Here is a 23,203-nt window from a genome sequence, read left to right as displayed (position 1 = left end):
GGCCCGCATCATTCCATAGAACTTCATGTGTTTCATTTTTTGCAACGTTGCTTCATCCATGATTTTTTGTTTTTTAAAGTTTAACTTATTGATAGTATTCTTCTCCACGAATGTTTTCGTGCGAAGGCATTTTGTTGTTGGTTCTTCTTGTTCCCGCCCGCATAGTGTCCATTCCTTTCTCCAAGATGTTTTGATGATCTTGTAATTAATGACCATATTCCATAGCTCGCTGACAGGCCTTGATCAATCGATCTGTGCCCACTTTCTTTCGAAGCCCAAAACACCTTAAGCAGGATTTGTAGCATTGTTCCGGGTGTTGTTGTTCTCAAAGATGCCTTCGATAAATAATTTTACATCGGGATGAATCGATTCTGCCCACTTGATAAAACGTTCTGTTGACCACCCGCCCACAGCGATGTGCAGAAGCTTGGAGGACTTTGCTGCAGAAGTATAATTGTAAGGACTGCGTAAACGGTTATGCAAAGCGGATGCGTTCGTATTTGTAGTAAATTTCACAATGGAACTAGAGTAAATAATTTTACTTTGTACCGATGTATTTAAACGGTACACTGTAATAGTGCTTATCTTCCCCAGGCACACGTGCCCGCTTTTCTTAACTGTAACGATACCTGATGCTTGAACTCATACCGAAGCTTTGGTAAGCTTGTAATGCTTTCGTTGACTTCTTCGAACTGTTGTAAACGAGTGTAATTCTTCCTTTCATTGGTGTAGAATTGTGTTCCTGAGTGTAGAACATAATCAGTTTGTTCAACTCTTCTAATGAAGCCGCCGGTTGCGTGGGAGATTTGAGATACGATTGTAGATGATTCTCACAGCTCCCTTCAACTAACGACTTGTCACGTGGCCGGTAGGCGCGAGCAGGAAGAGCAGTAAACTGATAGTGCTCAGCAAAATCTTCAAACGCTTCGTTTAATGTTGGCCGTATTTACTGCTTTTTGTAACAGCTGATCTTAAATTGTCCGGCACCACTGCTTGCGGTACTCCACCAAAAAGTGTAATGCATTTTCACATGCGGTAATAAAATCTTCCTCTTGTTGAGACAGGCTTGCTTGTGCATAGGGTGAGTTGGCTGCAACCAAGGATGGCAACAAAAACCTCTACCCCTATGATCTCGCCACTTTAGTATATCTACGATATGTAATTTTTCTCCTGCGTAATCAATGAACATTTTATCTCCTGCTTTGTGCACCATGGCATCGTAGGGTGGACACGATTGACCACTGGCGATAACCGATACAGAAGCGAGTGTATTTATATCCGTCGGGATGTTTGGTTAAATATTCTTTCCATATTTTTCCCGCGTCATTCCTGTACGTCGAAGTGCTTTGTCCATGTAGGGATAGAACGAAAGCAAATCTTTTCCCGGATTGCTCAGTTCTAGCATAAGGAGGTTTGCCAAATATTTGGACAGATCCCGTTCAGGAAATCATATTTAATTCATCGTAGTGCAGGATGAGTTTCCCGGAAAATGGGGATGTATTTTTTTACCGTATTGCGCGCAATGCCCGTTTGCACACATGATAAATTTGGTACCTTTACTATGGGTATAAAGGGGATGATCTGTTTAATTTTATTCATTCCGATGAGTTTATTTGCTATTTTTCTCTATATTTATGACACAAGTTGCATCATTAAATAAAGAGCTATGGTCTAGTTAAATCACTCATCTATCAGACATAAAAACAGGGGGTCAATTGGGAAATAGGGGTAATTTCCCTGAAACATGGGGCAATTTTAAAATGAAACGTAGGGAATTAGCCTGAAATTTCCAATAGTGTAGGTATAACCATTTCAACTGATGAAATAATCACATCTTTACCGAGCGTAGTTAGTTATCAATGGTATAAAAACGGGTTGCCTTTTGGATCAAATTCTTTTTCGAATTATATAACAATGCCAGGAACTTATTCTGTAAAGCTTATTTATCAGGGTAGCACTTCTTGTGTTGGGCCTGACACTACGATTAACTAGTCAATATGCAGTCATTTCTTTGTCAAATTCTCCCCAGCTCCGATCTTATCAAGTAATTCACCGGTTTGTCAGGGTGGAGATATAATCTTAGCTACCATTCCGAACGGCGGTGCCAATTATAATTGGTCTGGGCCTAATGGATTTAGTTCAAATTCCGTTTCTGAAACAATTTATTCTGTCGATTCAATTTATTCTGGGTATTATTACTGTTACATTATTAAAAATGGATGTCAGTCTGCAATTGATTCTATTCTAGTTTCAGTTTATCCTTCTACAAATGCTTCTTTTGGTTACAGTGTTAATGGCGACACAATATCATTTATTAATACTTCACTAAACTCAACATCATTCACCTGGAACTTCGGCGATGGACAGACGTCAAATCAGACGAACCCAGTTCATGTTTTTTCAGCTGCCGGTAATTATATAATTTGCCTAACATCTAATTCGGCAAACTGTAACCCAAATTCATATTGTCAGCAAATTCAAGTTGGAGGTGCTGTTTCAAACAATAATAGTAATTTTGAAAAATTATTTTATCTTCCTTCAACGCCAGGTCCTGGGCAAATAATGTTTGGAGCCACCGATATTGTTCAATCAGAGATTGACAGCGGATATGTTTGTATTGGATACGAATACATTCAAACCGGACCTAATAGAATACAGTATTTTAAAGTTAACAAACAAGGTCAATTACTTTGGGTAAGAGAATTTCCCCCTCATTCATATACAGATGTGCCTCATTCCATCATTAGATCGGGATCAGGCTATGTAATCTCCTTCACTGTAATGGGTAATATTTACGGATTGTTTAAAATTGATGAACTTGGGAATATTCAATGGATGAAAAAGTATGATATACAATTACCCATTTTGAATAGTACTAGTTCAGGAGGTATTATTTGTTCATCATCCGGCTCAAACAATATTTCTGTCGTTAAATTAGATGATAATGGGAGTATTTTGTGGCAAGAGCAATTGGATTTTACATCACTTGGAAATCATTTCCTAACTGTGAACAGTATAATTGAAACGACTAATCAAGATTTTATCATTACTGGTGATATTGATACAATTCCAGGCTCTGGCTTCACAGGTAGAAATGGACTGATAATTAAAATAGGTTTTAATGGAAATCTAATCTGGGCAAAGCAAATTGGTTTCAGTTCTGAGGACGATTATTTTACATTCGAATGGAAAAATTGATGGAGAGTTAATGTTTTTGGGCATAGTAAATCTTATGGGCCATGTCCGGATTTATTGTGAGATGATTCTAGCGGAAATGTTATTAATACGTTTTTGATGCCTCTTACAGGAACCTTATATAATATCATTGAGTTAGCAAATAATCATTATTTAACCACCGCCAATTCATCAGTAATTGAATTTGATTCAAGCTTTGGATTTGTATCATCAAAGGCGATGAAAATTGATCCAAATTCGACTTTTAATAAGCGAAGACCTACATTTGATGACAATTTTGTTTTTGTTGGGAATCAGACTGATCCCAATACTAATGAAACCAAGTACGCAATTATAAAATTTGGAACGAATACCACCAGTTGTTTGGATTCATTAATAAACTTTACTAACCAAGCAGTTTCAAATTCAGAGATAGCTTTATTTCCTACAGTGGTCCCCTGGGTTTAATCGCAACAATTTATTCAGGAAGCTCTTCTGCTTCTTCTTTGTTGGATTCTAGTTTATGTCATATATGCAACTTAATAGCACACATTGATACAATTGGGGGAGTAACATTTTGTTCTGGTTCAAATGTAGAATTGATTGCCGATTCTGGAATGACTAGTTATTTATGGAGTAATGGTGATACGAATCAGTCCGTTACAGTTGAACTTTCTGGAAATTATTCGGTTTCAATACAGGATAATTATGGTTGTTTTTCAAATTCAGCGCCATTAACTGTTATAGAATATCCTCTCCCTTATGTTTATTCCGGGATTGAACAAACGATTTGCACAGGAAGCTCTGCCATTCTTGGAAATGCAGGAGTTAGTGGGAACACATATGCTTGGTATCCAACATTTAGTTTAGACGATTCAACAATTTCTAATCCTACGGCAAATCCATTAAGTACGACAACTTACCAGCTTACGGTTACTAATGTTTTCAATTGTTCTGATTCAAATTCCGTAACAGTTTTTGTCAATCCTCCACCACTGGTCAATGCCGGTGCTGACCAGACAATTTCAGAAGGTGTATCTGTAATCCTTGGGGATAGTCCTACTGCAAGTGGGAATGGGCCTTTTGGTTATTATTGGTTCCCGCAAGCAGAACTTGATTCAATTTTCGTTTCAAATCCCACTGCCACCCCTAGTAATACCACAACATACACAGTGTCTGTAATTGATTCAAACGGTTGTTCTGCCAGCGATAATGTTTCAATTACTGTTGTGCCCTTAAATTGTAGTTATCTGCTTTCAGATACATTATTCAATTTCACAAGTACTGGTGGTTCTCATGTTTTCGATTTCGTTCTAGTTCGAGTTGTCAATGGGAGGTTAAGTAACACAATTCCTTGATACAAGCATCTCCAAGTTCCATGCAAACCGGTAATGGGAGTGTGATAATAAATGCGGATTCTGCAATGGTTCTCCACGTTCAGGAAGTTTTATTGTTGCGGGAGTATCGTATGAGGTCTATCAGGACTGTACTTCACCTATTCCATGTACAAATCCTGTCGCTGGTTTTGTTGGCTCGCAAACCAGTGGAAATTGTCCTTTTACTGTCGATTTTATTGATACATCTGTTACCACAGGAGCTACTAGCTGGTTATGGACAATCTATAATGGTGCAGGTTCTCCAGTTATTTCAACTGTTCAAAATCCAACGGCTATTCCTTTTAATTATCTAGGAAGTTTCCTCGTAAAATTGGTTGTTATAGACAGTTGCGGTAGTGATTCTATACTTGTTCCTGATTATATTACTGTATCTTGTACGACAAGTATTGGAAATTTGTTGATTCCAGATCAATTCCAGGTTTACCCAAATCCCACTAGTAATTACATTTACATTGCAGCGGAAAATATTGAAAACGAAGAATACATCTTTTCGTTAAGGGATATCGTTGGTCAAGAATTGACCTCAGAGAAAGTAGATGTTAAAGATAATATACTATTGAAAAGGTTAGATGTTGCACAACTGACAAGTGGAATTTACATGCTTTCAATAGAATCTAACTTATCGAAATGGAGGATTAAAATTTACAAACTTTAGGTGTGAATGTTTCACTTTTTGTTTCGCCTTTCAGGTATTTGATGAAACATGGGCGGTGTAATATGTGCAATATCAAATAGATACGGATAAATCTTTACAGCGGTTCAAATCCGCTCGGGACCTCCAATTTCTATTCATTAGAAGACATCAAGCCTCATTTCGCAAGAATGAGGCTTTTTGCTTTTCATTAGGAGACGTTAGGACTCGTTAGGATGAAGAAGTGATTCGCTGAGGATTCGCAAAGAGGGTTTTGGGTGATTCGCTAAACAATGGTGTCTGCGGAAACATGGAAGTATTTTCAACTTCTTCTCAAAGACCTAATTTTAGAAAGATCCATAATAATCAATGTTAATAAAATACCAAAGAGAATTAAGGATGCACCAATTGTCCCCAAATTCATACCACCTTTTATTACAGGCTTTGTCATGAAATCGCCGAATGTTGCTCCAAATGGACGAGTTAAAATGAAGCCCAACCAAAAAAAGAATGACAGGAGATATTTTAGTAAAGTAGAAAAATAGTACTAATACTAATAACAAACTTCCAATCACGATTGCTCCTCAAGAAAAACCACGTCAGGAACTGTAGGCAAGAAAATCTCCTAATGATGTTCCTAAAGTATTCGAAAATAAAATTGATGTCCAATAAAATAATTCTGCTCGAATTGATTTGATATGCACAACATCTAAGGACTTTTCAGTTGCTTTCCAAACAACAAGAGTTATAATTAAAAAAGTTGCTAAAAGTAGTGAGCTAATTGTGTAGCCAAAGCCCATTGATCGACTCATGAAATCCGAGATAGTTGTTCCTGCAGTGCTGGTTGAGAGTATGACCGCCCAAAAAATGAAAGGATTATATTTTTTTGAGAATAGCTGTGCTATCAAGCTTACAAAGAAGAAACTTAAGAGAATAACTGAACTAATTGCATAACCTATTTGCATGGTCATTGAAAGCAAATCTCCTGCTGTTTCACCTAAAGTTGTGGCGCATATTTTCATTATCCAAAATGAAATTGTGATGGCAGGAGTTTATTCATGTGCCTGAATTGTTTTTAAAATAATTGTCATACTGTTTTAATTTGTTATGTTATATTTGAAATATTTACCATTTTAATAATACTCCTATTTGATTTTGATGTTGAACTATAGTAAGTTCTGTTTTGTATTTCTGTTTTGCTGCCATAGAATTAAAAGCTGTTTGATGTGTTTTGTTAAAATTATTTACCACTTGCTTTCCGCATAAATATCCCAATAGTGCTCCGACAAAGACATCGGATGACCAGTGTTCATGTTCGGTTAATCTTGATACTCCAATCAATGTTGCTGCGGAATAACATACTATTGGAATAATAGTAGTCTCATTATATTGTAAAGCAAACACTGTTGCGATTGAAAAAGCTGTCGCTGTGTGTCCTGACGCAAAAGCATCGAATGATGACCCGTTTTTTTGATGGCTAATTCCTGATCGTATTGTGCCAGTGGACCATACCACAATCCGCCTTCTTTTTGGCTGTTGTTGTAGGATGCGTTTGGTCGTTCTCTTCCTGTAACTTGTTTTATGAGTTGTATCCATACGCCGATGTTATCATTGCTTGTGTTGAAAGCAAAGTTGTTTGAACTCCTTTTTCATTTTTGAATGCCGCACTCAATAAGCCAAATGCAAATGTAGCACCAATGCCATAGTTGCCTCCCAATTCTGTAATGATTGGTGAAGATTTATTTACCCAGTTGTAATTTTGCTTTTTTGTCTTTGCCCAATCATCAATGTCGCCATCATTCTCAATTAGGAATACTGTTATTCCAATTGCTCCACCTGTAATTATCCATTGTTTTGCTGTAAAACGAAAAGGTGCAGTTGCTTGTTCACTGAAGTTGTGAAATAATGAAGGAACATAACCTTGTGGGGAGCGAAAGGAAAAGATCTCGCCAGTTTTGTAATAACTTCTTGAAGGTATTTGCGAAAACGCAGTTGAGATAAAAAGCAGTAGGCTTGACAGAAGAAATAGTTTGATATTTATTTTCATCATAATTTTTTAACGAGTGATATTTCATTTACATGTCCGTTAGCGAGGTTAAGTCATTCTTATCCTTTTTAGTTTCTATGTTCGAATTCTAAATGAAACATTCTCAATGATGAAATAGTGGTTTCGGCAGTTTATTCATTTAGTTAAATTGATTTTGAACCAGTGTTATTTTCAGATAGATAGTTTAGATAATACTCATAAGCCATGAACCATAGGGAGTATACTGTCAAGCGACCCCAAAAATCGACGAAAGGTAAAGTTGCTAAATCTGGAGAAAGTTTGTTGAAATAACCAAGAAGAAGGAATACTGGAATGTTGAGACAGACTATAACAATAATCGTTGTTTTAAACAAACTCTTTCTCGGTAAATATTTTTTATATAGAGCGTAACCGGTGAACCAAGCGAATAAACACATAACCTTCCCCAGAAATCTATAAAGACGATTGCCCGAGGAGTTGAGGAAAATACTTGAAAATATGCAAGTAGAAGAAAAATAATTGCATTTAAAGCAACCAATATACCTAAGAGTTGTCGAATTACTAGTTTTGACATTGTGAATGTTTTTTAAAAATTAAGCAATGTCGTTGCAAAAAGGAGACCTAAACACTACGCAATGAAACGGCGCATTAAACCTGAAACCATTTTGCAACAGACATTGTCAAATACTTTTTTATTTAATAAATTGAACGACTATTCAATTACAATCTTTCCGTCTTCTTTGAAGGCTACAGACTTTTTATCCCTTCCGTTTTTAATGTCAGCTTCATATATACTGCCATTTTTTGCTGTTTCTGTTTTGTCTACTTCAACAATTTTCCAACCAGGATAATGTTTTTGGATTTCATTGTAAACAGGTACAGGCAATTCTTTAACTGTAATTTCTTGTTCCGTTTCTATCCAAATTCCATCAAAGGTATAGTTAGCAGAGATTTTATTTCCGTTTAGGGTAAACTCAGCTTCCCATTCTTTTGCGTTTTCTTTACCCCAATTTACTTTTGCAACAGTTGGGAACATTTTTTTGAAGGTTTTCAGAACGGCATCAGGAGGCGTCATTGCTTGAGTACAACTACTAAATACTGCGATGCTCACTATCATTAAAATTACTTTTTTCATTTTGTTTCTTTTTTTGAGTTAACTTTATTTTTGTTCTAAATATTTGCACAAGCTATTTAACAAGTATAATTGTGGAAATCTAAATACATTTATTCTGGATAAACAAACAAGACTGAATCTGAAAGAGCATACGAGCCAAATACTCCAATTGCATCAGGAAATTGAAGGGGTTTTAAAAATACCGGTTCAACAAATGGATTAAATTGAGATAGCTTTTGCCGATCCAGCTGATCATAAAAATCAGCTGCATTTTTTATCAATGGTTTGAATGAAGACATAACCGGCATCGTTGGCTTTGTGTTTATAAGCAGGCTCCACAACGATCTCCTGAGGTAACCCATCCTGATTTTTATCTTTGTAAACAGCACGGCCGGTTTCTTTAACGTAAAAGAAGGAGCCATGTGTACATAAGCTATAGATGAGCGTTTCTCCATAAGTGGTAGTACTATCAATAGTACGTGTCATTTGATATCTATAGAAATTAGGTTCACCCGGAATATCATTAAAATCTACAATCACTCCTTCATGTTCACCATAAATATCACTGAAAATTGAAGTGTAACTTGCTGCTGCAATAACTGTTTTAGTTTGATTCGTGGTTGTTTGAGCCGAGTATGTCTTTCCGTCAACAGTTAAATTAAGGGTATATGTTGTATTAGGCTGAACGTTGTTTTGACTTTTGTAAAAATATTCATATTCGCAAGTAAATAGATTTTCAGCTGAATCAATTTGTAGTGTTTCAGTACCAAAACTACTGCTGATAATAACAGATGCGTTTCGAACAAAGAGATCCTTGTTATACACCAAAGCATCGAAATACGCAACTGAACTGTTGAGTGACAATTTTATTGGATCTCCCGGCTTTAGCATACACTCTATAACAGGTTTTGTGCTATATGGTAGTGGTGTGACGGAAATATCTTTGTACATGATTCAATAGAAAACAAGAACATGGCAGTTGCAATAATATTTAATGCAAAAGCAATATGATTTTTTAATTTCATCTTATTTTAAAATTTGAAGTTATAACTAACACTTGGAGTAATTGGTAAGAGTGAAACTTGTATTGCTTGGCGTTGTTTTGTAACCGGATCCACGGTTAAGTAAACGAAATAGGCATTTTGTCGACTATAAACGTTGTATAAACTAAATACCCACGACTGATCGTATTTGTGTTTAAATATTTTCCGCTCTTTAGAATAAGTCGCAGAAAGGTCCAGGCGATGGTATGAGTTTAAACGTGCATTGTTTCGATTGGTATAATCATAATAAATGCCATCATAAAGCGTCCCACCTCCAGGAATATTTGCTCTGCCAACGGGAAGTGTGTATGCGTTTCCAGTGTTGAAAATAAACTCTCCTGAGAACGTCCATTTTTTACTAAATTCATAAACACCGACAATTGAAAGGTTATGTCGTTTGTCGTATTTGAATGGAAAAGTGTTCCCGAAATTGAGATCTGGAAATTTTTGATTTGTCCATGATAGAGTATATGAAATCCAGCCGGATAATCGGCCAATGTTTTTCTTGACAAAAAATTCTGCACCATAACTCCAGCCTTTCCCAAATACTAGATTACTGTCGATATTTGTTTGTTCTAATAATTGTGAGCCTTCTTTAAAAGCAACTTGATTTTGCATGGTTTTATAATAAATTTCTACTGAAGTTTCCCATCGATTCTGCTTAAAGTTTCGGAAATAACCTAACGAATATTGTTCAGACCGCTGCGGTTTAGTAATCTTGCTTGAAGGAATCCAAATATCTGTAGGTAAAGATGCTGTCGAACTTGGTACAATATGAAGGAATTGGTTCATCACAGTGTATGCAGCTTTCAAAGATGAAAAATCATTGACAACATATTTCACTGTAGCCCTTGGCTCAAACTTGACATACGAAATATTTTTGTCTATGAAGGAAGGAACACGTACACCAAAGGTTTAGTCCGAATTTCTCGGAAACATTTAAATCATCGTTTATATACATAGCGATTTCACTATTGTACTTTTTTGGAATATTATTTATATCAAGATTTGTTATAGGTGTTTTCTTTGGAATCTTAGCGGATTTGCCACTTGGACTAAAAGTGTGATAAGTGTAATCAATACCGAAATGTATAGTATGCTTTGGATTTGGGAAATATTCGAATGCTGTTTTTCCGGAAATGTCATCAATTGCAGAATAAAATTGAGAGAATATTTACCTTGAATTGATGACAGATTCAATAAATATGAATTGTAAATTAAGGAGGTATTTGAAAACAATTTTTGACTAAATAGATGATTCCACCTTACTGTTGCAGTACTATTACCAAATCTGATTCCATAATTCAAACTACTTGCATCTGTATACTGTGCATTGTCCTGCCCTTTAAAGAAACTTGCGAAGACCCTGTCTTTTTTCGCTAAGCTTATAATTTATCTTTGCATTTAGATCATAAAAATTATAGGAGTTGCCATCTCCAAATGCTTTTAACGGTTTTAAAATTAAATCAATATAGGTTCTCCGAGCAGAAACAATGAAAGATGCTTTGTCTTTAACAATTGGGCCTTCAATTGTTAGATTGGAAGTAATTAAACCTAAACCACCTGCAACATGAAATTTTTGATTATTGCCTTCTTTCATTGTAATATCAAGAATGGAAGAAAGCCGTCCCCATATTGTGCAGGGAAGCCTCCTTTAATTAAAGTGACTTTGTTTAGTGCCCTTTCATTAAATGTACTGAACAGCCCGAATAAGTGATTGGGATTGTAGACAACAGCTTCGTCCAATTGAACCAAATTTTGATCTGCATTCCCTCCTCTAACAAAAAGCCGGTTGTTCCTTCTTGACCCGCCGATACACCAGGAAGTAATTGTATCACTTTTTAGTACATCTGGTTCTCCAAGTATAGCAGGCAACAATTCTATTTTTTGAATAGGTACATCAATTACTCCCATTTCAGTTTTGGTAACGTTTCTATTTGACTTTTCAGCTGAAATAGTCACTGTTCCTAATTCATTCATTGAGGATTCTAATAACACATCCAATGTAATATTATGATCCAGCTTAATTTTTAATCTGTGCCTTATATCCTAAATATGAATATACAACTCCGAGCGTATCTGTCTTTGGTACACTGATTGAGTAGAATCCATAACTATTTGCAACTGTACCAGATTTTGTATTTGTTATGAAAACATTTGCTCCTATCAGAGCCTCTCCTGTATTCGAATCCTTCAGATAGCCGCTTAAAGTGAAGTTTTGACCAAAAGAAAATAATGGGGTCGCGAAGAGGAAAAAATAAGGTTTTTGATTGTCATGGCTAACGGTATCTGAAATTATACTGCTAACCTAAAGTGTAAATGTGTTTTAAAGTTGAAGTTGCCTAAGAATAAAAAAAAAATTCAACAATTAAAATTCCAGTTTGTCGTTCAGATCCGATTTTTATAGGATGATTTTATCAGTCAAAAAGATTTCAAATTTATGCAAAGTACCATTATGCCCATAGATTATTTTGAATTTATAATAATCGCAAATTTGTTTCACTATGGAAAGTCCTAAGCCAATGGACTCAACTGCAGGATTAAATTTTGTAAAGCGATTAAAAAAGCATTTCTTCTTTTCCCATAGCGGGTTTCGGAATTAGAAATTGAAAAACAATTTTCCGTTATTTTAATTTTAACTACTCCATTTTCCCAATTATGCCGAATTGAGTTTTGTAAGAGATTAGAAATAAGTATATCGGCCAGAATTGGATTCATATTTAATTCTACTGAGCTGCTGTAATCCTTTGTAAGTGAAATAGATTTATTTCTTATGCTGTCTTCAAATGCAAGTATTGTTTTATCTGTGAGGGCTGCTAATTCGATGTAAGAGTATTCATTAAATTGCCCGTTTTCGATTTTTGTAAGAAGCAAAAGTGATTTGTTTAAGTGTGAAAGTTTATTTACAGCCTTCTCGATTTCCTGAATTTGCTCTATACTTTCTTCAGATAAATGAACGTCTTGCATTAAAACATCCATTCTCGTCTTAATAATTGCCAAAGGAGTTTGTAACTCATGTGAAGCATTTTCCGTAAACTGTTTTTGACTTTTTATAATCGGTAAATAGTTTACTAGTCATAGAATTAAGGACAATGTTTAAATCTTGAAATTCCTTTGTTGTCGTATTTTGAATTTGAAATGGCTCAGTATCAGAAAATGAAAGATTTCTTAATTTGTCTAGTGTAAAATAAAATGGACTAAAGAGTTTGCGTGACACAAATCTGTTAATAGAAACAACGACAATCAAGATCAAAGCAAACATGATAGCAAGTGCAATAGAAATACTTTCAGCTAATTCGTCAGTTTTAATATTTGAATGAGTAATGCTTAATTCATAAGTGTTACTATTTATTTTGAAAACAGAATTTAACTGACGAAAAGGTGCAAACTCCATTTCAGAAGAATCATATACCGTTGTATCTTTAAATGTATTTCCAAATGGCAATGAAATATCAGACAATCGACTATCAACGTCATTATCTGCATCTTTAAATATGAAGCTTTAGCATCGCCACTTGTCCTTAGATTTTCTACAATAATACTTTTCTTGCAAGCAGTGATTCGTATTCATTTTCGTTTATCTGCTGGTTTATTATTAAAAACAAAATAAAACCACTGATAATAAACACAGGAATTAAAGATAGAAATAGGCTTATCGTTGTTTTATTAAGTAGTTTCATGTCGTCTTGAAATTATAGCCCATACGATAAACAGTTCGTATATAATCCGCACATCCATTTTCTAATAATTTCCTTCGAAGATTTTTTATATGAGTATAAAGAAAATTATAAGTATCTGCTTGATCAACGTTGTCCTCCCACAGATGTTCCACTATAGCACTTTTGGAAATAATCCTGTTTTTATTCGAAAAGAAAATAGAGAAGTAAATCATACTCCTTTAAAGTTAACAAGAGTTCCTTGTCATTAGCAAATGCTCGTTTCGCTAATAGATCTATTCTAATTTCATTGAAAACTAAAATATTACTACCATCATATCTTTTTACGTCTTAATATTGCTTGAATTCGTGCATTGAGTTCTGGTAGATGAAATGGTTTTGTTAAATAATCATCCGAACCCAATTGCAGACCTTTTATTTTGTCCTCTAAAGAATGCTGTGCTGAAATAATTAGAATCGCAGATTCTAAGTTTACTTTTTTTAATTCTTCAATTACCTGAAATCCTGAACCATTTGGAATGTTAATATCAACAATTATACAATCATAGTCGTAGTGTTGTATTTTATCTGAAGCAGTATGATAATCTTCAGCAGTATCACAAATATAGCCTTCACCTGAGAGATACTTAACAATTACTTCTAACAATGATCGTTCATCTTCAACAATCAATATCTTCATCGGTTCATTTTTGCTAAATATAAAGAATTAAAAGTGTTTTAAACTTGAAGAAGAACTTACATTGACTGCATCCTTTCATTGGATTCCGGTAGAATTGTTTCAAATATGGATAATTCTTAAGATTATGGTATTTGATTTATATACCAACAATCTCCACTCGATAACAATATCCAAATTTTAAACTAACCCATTGCACCCGCCAGCTCGCCCATGTATTCTTACAGGAAAAAGGACATGGACGCATTCGAACAAATCGTTGGCCAGCTTCTGGTAGAAGAAAAGTATTGGGTTAGACATTCCGTAAAGATCGATCTTACTCCTGAAGAGAAAAGAATCATCAACAAACCTTCAACGCCAAGGCCGGAGATTGACATAGTGGCTTATAACACAACAACCGATACAATCTACCTGCTTGAAGTGAAGTCTTATCTGGATAGTCCCGGTGTTGTTTATGAGCATGTAGCAATTCAACAAGACGAACAGGCGGGCCGTTACAAGCTGCTTACCGCAAAGAACTACCGTGAAACACTCGCGAAACGGTTACATCAAGATTGGTGCAAATCCGGTCACATCCGGCAAAGTACAAGGATTTCATTCGGACTAATTGCCGGAAAGATTTACCGGAATAGAGAGCTTGAACTCCGGAAATACTTTGAAAAGCAAGGATGGTTGTTCTGGGGCCCAGCGGAAATCAAGAGCCGAATTCTACTGCTTCCTGAAAAGGGTTATGAGAATAATGCGGTAACGATTGCTGCTAAGATCTTGACCAGGAGTTAAGAATATTGGAACTTCGGTTTATTTGAACTAAGGTTGGTTTACCGGTGCGAAATAAACGTTACGGCCCCGCTCGGCGGAATGTTTGCGCGGTGGCCTGTGTGTAGGGGCATTCCGCCGCACACAGTACTTCCGGGTTGTTCAATGGATGTATTTCAATTCAGTAAAATAAATTGTGCAGGTTGATTACCGAAACTTTCACCGGTCCCTTTAGTCCCGCATAATCTCTGGCACTGCTGTAATAATATTGCTCAGGAAACTCGACAATACCTTCCATCACAGGGTTATTATGAATGTATTTGATTTTCGAAAGGGTGAATGTGGGGCTGTAAACCTCTTCAGCATGATTGTTATATTGCCAAAGCTGATGAGCAGATTTTTTTGTTTGCTTTTCTCCACCCTGTTCGAATATTTTCAACAGCCATTCTTTCCGGCTTTCTCGCCCAAGCCGGATTTCATTAATTAACGTACCACTTGTGAATTTCTTAAAGTCGCGCATCACATTACTCAGATCCGAATTCTTAGCCCTTGCATTCAGATGGATATGACTGGTCATAATGACATAACAAAATATTTCCAATCCCTTTTTTTCTACGCAGTAGTTCATGCTGTCACAGAGCATCTGCTTATATTTTTCTCTGATAAATACATCGACCCATTCAACAGTGGTCAATGTCATGAAATAGGCGCCCTCTTGTTTGTGTATCTGATAGGCATTTGGCATCGTGCAAAGATGCGGTCTGACACTAACCAATTGCAACCAACAAATGAAGGATCTTTAATTAGGAAATTCAATGAGAAATAAGTTGTATTAAAAAAAAGGTCTTTCAACCCATACCTTTTTGCATTATTCTACAGACACAATTTCTTTTAAAGATTCCGTTTATCACAAGGTATAACCATTCGTTGATTCCATTAAAAAGAATTTGATTAAATTGGCTTCAACATTCTATAGAGAAATTGCAGCAACAAAAATATGAAATGAATAAATACAAATGAAAATGATATTGAAGTACTGTGTGCGGCGGAATCCCCTAACGCACAGTCTTACGCGCAAAGATTCCGCCGAGCGAGGTTTGAACCAGCGAAGTCTAAGAATGAAGATGGAATTTTATTGTTAAAAGTAAAAATATTCGCCCTCAGGCAATCTTCAACCTAATTAGTTCATGTGCCACTTCTTGTATTCCTTCCATAATACGCTCAACCTGACGTGTAGAAGGTTTCTTTTTACCGGAGATGTATTGAGCAAGCAATGATTGATGCATGCCTATTCTTTCTCCAAGTGCTTTTGCATTGATTACTTTGTAGTATGCAAAAAAGGACGCCAGATCGAATTGAAAATCCAGATCGGCTTCTTTGAACAAAGCTTTATGATGATGCTTCTGATGAAGATTCAATGCATCGATCATGTTTTTTCGAATCTCCTCAATTGAATCGCCCATTGTACCAACAGGGAGCGAAACCTTCTCTGCATAAGCAGAAAAACCATCACTTGTTTTTTCTATAATTATCTTAATTTTCATTTTTTCTGAATTAGTTACTTGAAACTTATTTTGCTATTTAATGAATGCCACATTTACTTTAGTCCTGCAGCCTTAAGTATTTTATTCGCTAGCCCTTTTCCAATTTCCTTGCTTCCATGTACCGGTACTGTGATTGTGCATTTCTTTGTAGGATGAGCCATGATATGGTGACTGCCTTCAACTCTTAGAATGTACCACCCATCTTTTTTAAGAATCCTCAGAAATTCATTGTACTTCATTTAGCAAAGGTAATATATATATTACCTAAACAAAATAAATTCTTTGACAATTTCTTTCAAATTAACTTTAGCCAAAGAAAAAGAGAATATTTAAAACATCCTTTTTGTCAAAATTTCACTAATTCTAGCCCTAAAACGTTTCGCTAACGACTCGCTTTTCAAAACCCCTCTCCGCATCGGCAAGCAAACCAAGAGCATATAAAACCCGGGCGAATCCGCTCGGGACCTCCAAATTAAAGCGCCTGAAATTTTTTCAGGCGCTTTTTTAATTACTAAGGGTTTGGAAGAAGTCTGTCCTATCGGGATACAGCGGTTCAGATCCGCTCTGGACCTCCAATTTCAATTCATTAGAAGCCATTAAGCCTCATTTCGCAAGAATGAGGCTTTTTGCTTTTTATAACCCATTGCATCCGTCAGCATTCCCATACAACAATGTCTGAACCAGGATTTGTCTGATAAAAGGATCTTCAGGATACTGAACTTATTTGATCCAACCACTATCAAATAAATGGAACGAAACGGACTTATACTTTAATCAGGTTATTTCGGTAATCAAGGATCAACTGATAAGGGAGATTTTCTCATTTCAATTACACTATCCCTAAATCTAATCTAAAAATTTATCTGTATCGAAAAATAGCGTTTGATCTAATTGTGTTTTAGTTTCAATTACTATTTTTAATTACCCGCAAGATCGTCTTTTTGTCTTTCTGAAAAATAATAATTGTATACAATCCTGTGGAAAGATCTTCTCCTAATTCTACATTGCCAACTACCCTCAGATGTTCTTCTACTTGCTTTCCGCTGATATCATAAATATAAACAGTTGCCTGTTGGCCAAGGAGCATATAAAAAGTTTTGGTAAATGGATTCGGATAAATGTGATTAGCAGGATTTGCAGTTTCAGCATCAATTCCGGTACATACAGAAAATGTAATTTGAACCGTATCTGAATTCATACAACCGGAGCTGTTCTCGACAATCACAAAGACCTCTGTGGTTCCGGTTCCGGTTCCACTGCTGTCAATTGTGAGTGATGACAAAGTGGAGCCATCGGACCATGTGTATGAAGAAAAACCTGTTCCGGCATTCAATGGAATTGAATTATCATCACAAATGCTCGTATCATTTCCAATTGAAACGGTTGGTGGTGGAAGCACGATAATAGATGCAGTAGATGAATCGGAACAACCATTGTTATCGGTGTAGGAATATGTAAGAGGAAAAGATCCGCTTCCTGTCAGTGCAGGATAAAAAGATCCTGACAATACTCCGTTTCCAGCGTAGACTCCTCCTAAGGGTGATCCACCGCTGAGCAGGAGCGGACTACTGTTTTCACAAAGTGAAAAAGATATTGAAAATGAAACAACCGGAGTTGGATTTACATCTATTGTTGAAGCAGCAGAATTTGAACATCCGTTTCCATCGGTGTATGTGTACAAAATCGGAATGCTTCCAATGCCGGATATCGCCGGATCAATGATTCCGGATACAACTCCGGGGCCACTGTAAACTCCTCCGTTAGGGAATCCACCGCTTAGGGTAACCGGACTACCATTTTCGCAGATTGAATTATTTGGTAAAAGTGTAACAATAGGTATTGGGTTAACTGTGATCGAAGAGGTCTCAGAGTTTGAGCAACCATTGTTATCGGTATATGAATACGCAACAGGAATATTTCCCGTGCCGGAGATTGATGGATCAAAAAAGCCGGATGTCACCCCGTTCCCGGTGTAAACTCCTCCCAAGGGTAGTCCTCCACTCAAAACAATCGGACTTTCGTTTTCACAGACTGAATCATTTATTAAGAATGTTACAATCGGCAATTGATTTACTGTGATTGAAGAGAACGCTGAGTTGGAACATCCGTTACCATCGGTGTGCGAATACATAACAGGAATTAGCCCATCACCGGAAAGTGAAGGATCGAAAGTTCCGTTTGAAATGCCATTGCCGATATATTCGCCGCCTGCTGGTGATCCACCTGTGAGAACAAAGGGGCTCGCGTTTTCACAAATGGAATTATTGAGTGTTAAGATGACGGCAGGTAATGGATTGACAGAAAGTGTCAATTCATTCTGAACCTGACATCCATTGATCGTTGTAGTAACAGTGTAAATGGTAGAGGATACCGGAAAAGCAAAAACATTATTTCCACTTGTCGCGGACAAACCGGAAGCCGGAGACCATGTATAGTTTCCGCCTCCTGAAGCTGTTAGTGTTACGGTATCACTTACGCAAAGAGTATTCGAACTAGCCTGAGCATTGACTGAATATGTTCCACTGCTTTTTGATCCGACGGGAGGATTTGTTGTCAGATAAGAAGTTAAATTTCCGGCTCCGTTGTATTCAAAAACAGAAAAGTAATATGTTATACCTTCTGTTAGTCCGCCAACTGTCACGGAATTACCGCTGCCTTTATAAACAACATAGTTGCCGCTTCCCAGATTATCTCCTGACCCGAAAATACTATTTGCAACATAGTTTGTTCCATTCACCGGTATTTGATGTACAGCTGAACCTTCATGCGCGATAATAATTCTACCTATACCATTGCCCGGAGTAAAATTTAAAAACAGATCTTTGCAATTTGTATTGCTTATACCGAGATTCGAGGCTGCAATAGTTGGCTGATTGACTGGAGCAGGACTAACTTTTTCAATGAAGTAATCAGAAAGTAAATTACCAGCTAAATTATAACTCCCGAAAGTCGCGTTTCCGGTGTAAATCCCTGTACATAAAATGTTCCCATCCGGATCACTGGTGATTCCGTAGGCTATATCTCTCTGTGTACCACCATATGGTTTTACCCATTGACAATTTCCATTCAGGTCATATGCGGCGATGAATACATCCCTGTTGCCTGCCGCTCCTGCATAATGTGTATCGAAATATCCGTGATCGTCAAGTTGCCCGGTAATGTAGACCATGTGATTCATCGAATCCAGCGTAATCCCATTCGCCATATCTTCGTAAGGACCGCCTGCTTTTTTCGCCCACATAATATTTCCTGAAGGATCATATTTGACAATTAAAATATCAGAGTTGCCCGAAGAGGTCAAGGTTGTATTTCCGATAGTAACTGAACCTTCAAAATAACCTGTAGTATACACAAATCCATTTTCATCGATTGCTATGCCGTCATATTCTGATGTACCGCAGCAATTACTTTTAATCCATATTAATTGACCATTTGCATCATACTTTACCAAAAAACTACCGGTTGTGCCGTTGTTTGTTATTGTGGTGCCGGAGAACGTTGCCTGGTTGGTAAAATAACCTGCCACATATATATTTCCATTGTTATCAAAGGTGATTCCCTTACCGCGATCTTCTCCTGTGCCTGCACCTTTCTTCGCCCATTGAACAACACCGCTTGAATTCATTTTCAATGTATAAACATCAGAAAGACCAGCAGGAGTAAGGTGAATATTGTCGAAATAAATATGCGCAGAATAAAATCCGGTAAGAAAAACATCACCGTTGGAATTCGTCATCAGTGAATAACCTTTGTCGCTTTCTGTACTTCCAAATCGTTTGGCCCATACGAGTTGCCCATTCGTGTTGTACTTGCTGACGAAGATGTCATTCCCGCCTGCTGAAATCAACGAAACCGTCGAAGAGAATTCAGCAGTGTCTTCAATTTCACCGGTTGCATAGCAATTATGCAAATTGTCAACAGCAACTCCATAACCAACATCTCCTCCACGACCGCCTGCATTGCGTACCCATTTTAATGTTCCGTCAGGTGAATATTTACCAACAAAGATGTCGTGTATCCCATTGGAAGAAAGTTGCATTCCTCCATCGAAATGTGTGGTATATTCAATCTGCCCTGAGACATACACATTTCCGGAATCATCCGCAGTTATCGCATTCCCGTCTTCATAACCTTGTGATGTCGCTGCATGGGCCCATTTTACTGTTTGGGCATTTATCTTAGAAAAAGAAAAGCATGAAATAATTATTAATAACCCTAATTTGAAAAATTCATGGTCTTTGTCATATGTAAAGTTACCTGCTAACATGCTATTAAAATATGATCAATATCAAATTGATTATTGCGGTTTCTCAAACCTTGCTTCCCTACTGTTTATTGGCTTTTCGCTTTAAAACAGAACAATATCTTTGATTTCAGAGATTAAAATTTATACCTCATGCAACATTCACAGATTTAAATAAAATTTAAAACATCTTATTGATGATTAATGTCATTCCTTTCTCATAGACAAGATGTCGGTAACCATTGATTTATGCGGATTGCAGAAGGAAGGAGTCTGTCAATTGCAATGGGCTTGATTATTTTATTTAAAAATGCTCAATAAAAAGCTACCTTGCATAGTACTTTTTATTCAGAATAAATGAAAAGCATCTCAACGCTGCTCCTTTTTTTCAGTTTATTTTATTTAAACGCATCAGGTCAGGTTAGATTCAATAAAACCTTCGGAGGCACTTGTGATGTCGAAGGAACATTTGTTCAAATGTGTCACGATTCAGGTTTTGTAATTGCTTCGAATAATTGTTATGGAGCTTATATTATTCGCACCGATTTTTCCGGGGACACGTTGTGGACAAATACTTTTACTGACACACTCTCCACTGGTCCAATTCATTATCCGGCTCTTCCAAAGATTAATTGCATCAAAGAAACACCCGATTACGGATTTATTATGACTGGCACATTAGATATTAATGGATATTGTCGCAGGATAGACAGTGCGGGTAATAAACTCTGGTCTAACGACCAGCCTTTTCCTTATCCCCAGAATGGAACGGGGTTCGCAAATATTTTGATTCAGGATACGGGTGGATATATTATTGCCGGATATTCTGATGATATAGGTCCTGATAACTATGCTTTTTATTTTGGAATCACGGATGGAGGTGATACAACCTATACCAATACCTACGCTTCCGGTGGAGGAACACACCAGGATTTTAAACAGACAGACGACAGCGGCATCATACTCCTGAGGTACGATCAAGGCACCAATGAAAACTTCCTGGAGAAGCATGGGGGAACAAATGGAAGCTGGTCACATTTGATAAACTATTTTCCCTACTGTATTCTTCCCATAGGTGATTCGGGTTATATCTGTGGATCTTATTGTCTGTTCTGCCTTCAGTTTACAAATTAGGGTTGGTCAGATCAGACAGCCTGGGGGATTCACTCTGGTCAAAGGAGCTCGGATTCATCCCGCTTGATATTGTCCCTGTAAATTTACCGGGCGATTCAGGTTATGTGATGATCGCCAATATTTACCGGCCTACTCAGACCTTTGATTATTTAAATCCTTTCTGTGAAGTACAGAATTCAGAAATACATCTTGTCCGAACCGATCTTGAGGGAAATATTCTGTGGGACAGAATCTATGGCGGATCCATCCTGGATATTGCAAGCAATCTTGTCGAAACTCAGGATCAGGGATTTTGTACGCTTGGCTATACAAGAAGCGAATCAGGGCATTCTGAAATAATATTCATCAAAACAGATTCACTCGGCAATGACCATTAAGCTATTCCGGATCTTTCTGATAGTAATTTTAATTCCTGTTTCCGGCCGGGGGCAAATGGCATTTCAGAAATATTATTTCTCTTCCCCAACCAACACCAGGGCCCGGATATTTGAAGCACCCGACAGCAACCTGATCATTGCAAGACAGACTATTGTTAATGGTGTCGGTCATTTGCAGGTAATTAAAGCGAATCAGAACGGCGACACCATTTGGTGTAAAACAAATTACGATTCATTGATCAGGCAATTTAATTCTGCTTCTCAAACAACGGATGGAAATATTTTCATTGGAGGTGTGAATGAAGATTCAAATACAAACATGCGTGGTGCTGTGATTAAAATCGATACTGCCGGAAATGTACTTTGGACCAAGATCATGTCTGATACAATTGTAAATTGCGTTACACTTATTCAACAATTGAATAATGGCGATTTGCTGATTGGCGGAATGTTGAAAGATTATCCCTACAATTCGAATACCGAAGGAATACTTATGAGATGTGATTCAACAGGAAACAGCCTTTGGTATTCTCATGATTACAACAATCCATACCCGGAAAATGTCACAGAAAGAAGTGACGGAGGGTTTGTTATTAGAGGGCAATACTATTTTAATTATCCCGCATATTATATCGCCCGATACGATCAAGTAGGTAATCGGTTATGGCAGCGGCCGCAGTTAGGGTTACAAAACAATTCACCTTTATATTATGACGCAGACTCGATCATTGTTTCCATCGGCTCCAAACAACTTTTGCGATTCGATTCAACGGGCACAATTGTTGGTACCATCAATTATGTTTTCGGTGACGAAACATTTTCAATAATTCGAACCAACGATTTTGGCTACTTAATTGCTTCAATAGTCAATATCAGTTTTACCGAAAGCAAAGCAGTATTTTCGAAAGTCGACAGTCTCTTTCAACCCGAATGGCAAAAAACAATTCAAAATTATATCATGGAAAGTCCGACCACGTGTTTTCAGTCACGTGCCGGTCGTTACTACTTCATGGGAAATATTGATTCGTATCAACATCAGTTAAAAGGATTTTCTATAACGGGTTTCGATACAACAGGGATCAATACTTCAGTGCCATCGGTTCATGATGAAGCAATAATTTGCAACGAATTTTATCCGAATCCATTTCAAAATTATTCCCAAATGGATTTATCGAAAGAGATAACGAATGCTGAAATTATTATTTTTGATATTTTCGGCAGACAAATAAGAATTATTCATTCAACAGGTAATAAAGTGATTCTCGATAGAAAGGATATGTCACCAGGAATATATTTTTATCAAATCAATGTGAAAGGAACAGTACTTTGCACAGGAAAAGTTATTGTGGCTCAATAGAAAGAGGGCCATAATTCCAATTTAATTGAGTCGCTCTTTCTAATCTGGCGTTAA

The 23,203-nt window shown here is 36.8% G+C and carries 24 protein-coding genes and 2 pseudogenes; 8 read left to right on the top strand and 18 right to left on the bottom strand.

The window, feature by feature from the left end:
* Positions 1-285: 285 nt before the first annotated feature.
* Together IPP86_07055 and IPP86_07050 are read right to left on the bottom strand one after the other, a co-directional pair.
* The gene (locus IPP86_07055; protein ID MBL0138273.1) at positions 286-516 is read right to left on the bottom strand and encodes a hypothetical protein; all 231 of its coding nucleotides are present in this window, start codon (positions 514-516) and stop codon (positions 286-288) included.
* A gap of 97 nt (positions 517-613) precedes the next feature.
* On the bottom strand, positions 614-757 hold the full coding sequence (locus tag IPP86_07050) for a hypothetical protein (GenBank protein MBL0138272.1): 144 nt from the start codon (positions 755-757) through the stop codon (positions 614-616).
* Between the two features lie 1,238 nt (positions 758-1,995).
* Between IPP86_07050 and IPP86_07045 the strand changes: the two genes are divergently transcribed.
* The 4 genes from IPP86_07045 (at position 1,996) to IPP86_07030 (ending at position 5,226) form a co-directional block, all read left to right on the top strand.
* Positions 1,996-3,198, top strand: coding sequence for a PKD domain-containing protein (locus tag IPP86_07045; protein ID MBL0138271.1), 1,203 nt, complete (start codon positions 1,996-1,998; stop codon positions 3,196-3,198).
* A gap of 96 nt (positions 3,199-3,294) precedes the next feature.
* The gene (locus tag IPP86_07040; protein MBL0138270.1) at positions 3,295-3,642 is read left to right on the top strand and encodes a hypothetical protein; all 348 of its coding nucleotides are present in this window, start codon (positions 3,295-3,297) and stop codon (positions 3,640-3,642) included.
* A 149-nt stretch (positions 3,643-3,791) separates the two neighbouring features.
* A complete protein-coding gene (locus IPP86_07035; protein ID MBL0138269.1) occupies positions 3,792-4,532 on the top strand; it encodes a hypothetical protein in 741 nt (246 codons plus the stop codon).
* Positions 4,533-4,881: 349 nt separating this feature from the next.
* Positions 4,882-5,226: a T9SS type A sorting domain-containing protein gene (locus IPP86_07030; GenBank protein MBL0138268.1), complete on the top strand. Its 345-nt coding sequence runs from the start codon at positions 4,882-4,884 to the stop codon at positions 5,224-5,226.
* Positions 5,227-5,524: 298 nt separating this feature from the next.
* Here the strand turns inward: IPP86_07030 and IPP86_07025 are convergent.
* From IPP86_07025 to IPP86_06970, 12 genes and pseudogenes are all read right to left on the bottom strand, one after another.
* Positions 5,525-6,224, bottom strand: a pseudogene (locus IPP86_07025) (hypothetical protein).
* 103 nt (positions 6,225-6,327) lie between these two features.
* Positions 6,328-6,798 carry a phosphatase PAP2 family protein gene (locus tag IPP86_07020; protein MBL0138267.1) on the bottom strand — a complete coding sequence of 157 codons (471 nt, stop codon included), beginning with the start codon at positions 6,796-6,798 and terminating at the stop codon, positions 6,328-6,330.
* Entirely contained in the window at positions 6,782-7,252 is a 471-nt protein-coding gene (locus IPP86_07015) for a hypothetical protein (GenBank protein MBL0138266.1), read from the bottom strand. Before IPP86_07015 ends, IPP86_07020 begins: the two co-directional genes overlap by 17 nt.
* A gap of 688 nt (positions 7,253-7,940) precedes the next feature.
* A complete protein-coding gene (locus IPP86_07010) occupies positions 7,941-8,363 on the bottom strand; it encodes a PepSY-like domain-containing protein (protein MBL0138265.1) in 423 nt (140 codons plus the stop codon).
* A gap of 240 nt (positions 8,364-8,603) precedes the next feature.
* Entirely contained in the window at positions 8,604-9,293 is a 690-nt protein-coding gene (locus IPP86_07005; GenBank protein MBL0138264.1) for a DUF4249 family protein, read from the bottom strand.
* An 80-nt stretch (positions 9,294-9,373) separates the two neighbouring features.
* The gene (locus tag IPP86_07000; protein MBL0138263.1) at positions 9,374-10,198 is read right to left on the bottom strand and encodes a TonB-dependent receptor; all 825 of its coding nucleotides are present in this window, start codon (positions 10,196-10,198) and stop codon (positions 9,374-9,376) included.
* A gap of 532 nt (positions 10,199-10,730) precedes the next feature.
* Positions 10,731-10,985, bottom strand: coding sequence for a hypothetical protein (locus IPP86_06995; GenBank protein ID MBL0138262.1), 255 nt, complete (start codon positions 10,983-10,985; stop codon positions 10,731-10,733).
* Positions 10,982-11,365 carry a Plug domain-containing protein gene (locus tag IPP86_06990; GenBank protein ID MBL0138261.1) on the bottom strand — a complete coding sequence of 128 codons (384 nt, stop codon included), beginning with the start codon at positions 11,363-11,365 and terminating at the stop codon, positions 10,982-10,984. The genes IPP86_06995 and IPP86_06990 overlap by 4 nt, the downstream gene beginning before the upstream one ends.
* A gap of 43 nt (positions 11,366-11,408) precedes the next feature.
* Positions 11,409-11,684 carry a carboxypeptidase-like regulatory domain-containing protein gene (locus IPP86_06985; protein ID MBL0138260.1) on the bottom strand — a complete coding sequence of 92 codons (276 nt, stop codon included), beginning with the start codon at positions 11,682-11,684 and terminating at the stop codon, positions 11,409-11,411.
* 215 nt (positions 11,685-11,899) lie between these two features.
* Positions 11,900-12,442: a HAMP domain-containing histidine kinase gene (locus IPP86_06980; GenBank protein MBL0138259.1), complete on the bottom strand. Its 543-nt coding sequence runs from the start codon at positions 12,440-12,442 to the stop codon at positions 11,900-11,902.
* Entirely contained in the window at positions 12,399-12,845 is a 447-nt protein-coding gene (locus tag IPP86_06975; protein ID MBL0138258.1) for a hypothetical protein, read from the bottom strand. Before IPP86_06975 ends, IPP86_06980 begins: the two co-directional genes overlap by 44 nt.
* A gap of 216 nt (positions 12,846-13,061) precedes the next feature.
* Positions 13,062-13,741: pseudogene (locus IPP86_06970) on the bottom strand (response regulator transcription factor).
* A 234-nt stretch (positions 13,742-13,975) separates the two neighbouring features.
* Between IPP86_06970 and IPP86_06965 the strand changes: the two are divergent.
* Complete coding sequence (locus IPP86_06965) at positions 13,976-14,518, top strand: NERD domain-containing protein (protein ID MBL0138257.1); 543 nt, start codon at positions 13,976-13,978, stop codon at positions 14,516-14,518.
* Positions 14,519-14,675: 157 nt separating this feature from the next.
* Here the strand turns inward: IPP86_06965 and IPP86_06960 are convergent, their stop codons facing one another.
* The 4 genes from IPP86_06960 to IPP86_06945 form a co-directional block, all read right to left on the bottom strand.
* Positions 14,676-15,239: a transposase gene (locus tag IPP86_06960; protein ID MBL0138256.1), complete on the bottom strand. Its 564-nt coding sequence runs from the start codon at positions 15,237-15,239 to the stop codon at positions 14,676-14,678.
* A gap of 415 nt (positions 15,240-15,654) precedes the next feature.
* Positions 15,655-16,038 (bottom strand): helix-turn-helix transcriptional regulator, encoded by a 384-nt coding sequence (locus IPP86_06955; GenBank protein ID MBL0138255.1) that lies wholly within the window; start codon positions 16,036-16,038, stop codon positions 15,655-15,657.
* A gap of 53 nt (positions 16,039-16,091) precedes the next feature.
* Positions 16,092-16,277, bottom strand: a complete 186-nt coding sequence (locus IPP86_06950; protein ID MBL0138254.1) for a type II toxin-antitoxin system HicA family toxin — start codon at positions 16,275-16,277, stop codon at positions 16,092-16,094.
* Positions 16,278-16,942: 665 nt separating this feature from the next.
* Positions 16,943-20,305 carry an SBBP repeat-containing protein gene (locus tag IPP86_06945; GenBank protein MBL0138253.1) on the bottom strand — a complete coding sequence of 1,121 codons (3,363 nt, stop codon included), beginning with the start codon at positions 20,303-20,305 and terminating at the stop codon, positions 16,943-16,945.
* Positions 20,306-20,638: 333 nt separating this feature from the next.
* On the opposite strand from IPP86_06945, the gene IPP86_06940 reads away from it, so the two are divergent.
* Genes IPP86_06940 through IPP86_06930 form a run of 3 tightly spaced genes read left to right on the top strand, consistent with a single transcriptional unit; the run spans position 20,639 to position 23,149 of the window.
* Positions 20,639-21,415: a hypothetical protein gene (locus IPP86_06940; protein ID MBL0138252.1), complete on the top strand. Its 777-nt coding sequence runs from the start codon at positions 20,639-20,641 to the stop codon at positions 21,413-21,415.
* A 2-nt stretch (positions 21,416-21,417) separates the two neighbouring features.
* A complete protein-coding gene (locus IPP86_06935) occupies positions 21,418-21,792 on the top strand; it encodes a hypothetical protein (GenBank protein MBL0138251.1) in 375 nt (124 codons plus the stop codon).
* Positions 21,782-23,149, top strand: coding sequence for a T9SS type A sorting domain-containing protein (locus tag IPP86_06930; GenBank protein MBL0138250.1), 1,368 nt, complete (start codon positions 21,782-21,784; stop codon positions 23,147-23,149). Before IPP86_06935 ends, IPP86_06930 begins: the two co-directional genes overlap by 11 nt.
* The last annotated feature ends 54 nt before the right edge of the window (positions 23,150-23,203 follow it).

This window comes from Bacteroidota bacterium (assembly GCA_016720935.1).
Classification (GTDB): domain Bacteria; phylum Bacteroidota; class Bacteroidia; order AKYH767-A; family 2013-40CM-41-45; genus JADKJP01.
The sequence above is the reverse complement of the archived record's forward strand: the minus strand, read 5'-3'. Positions and strand labels throughout refer to the sequence as shown.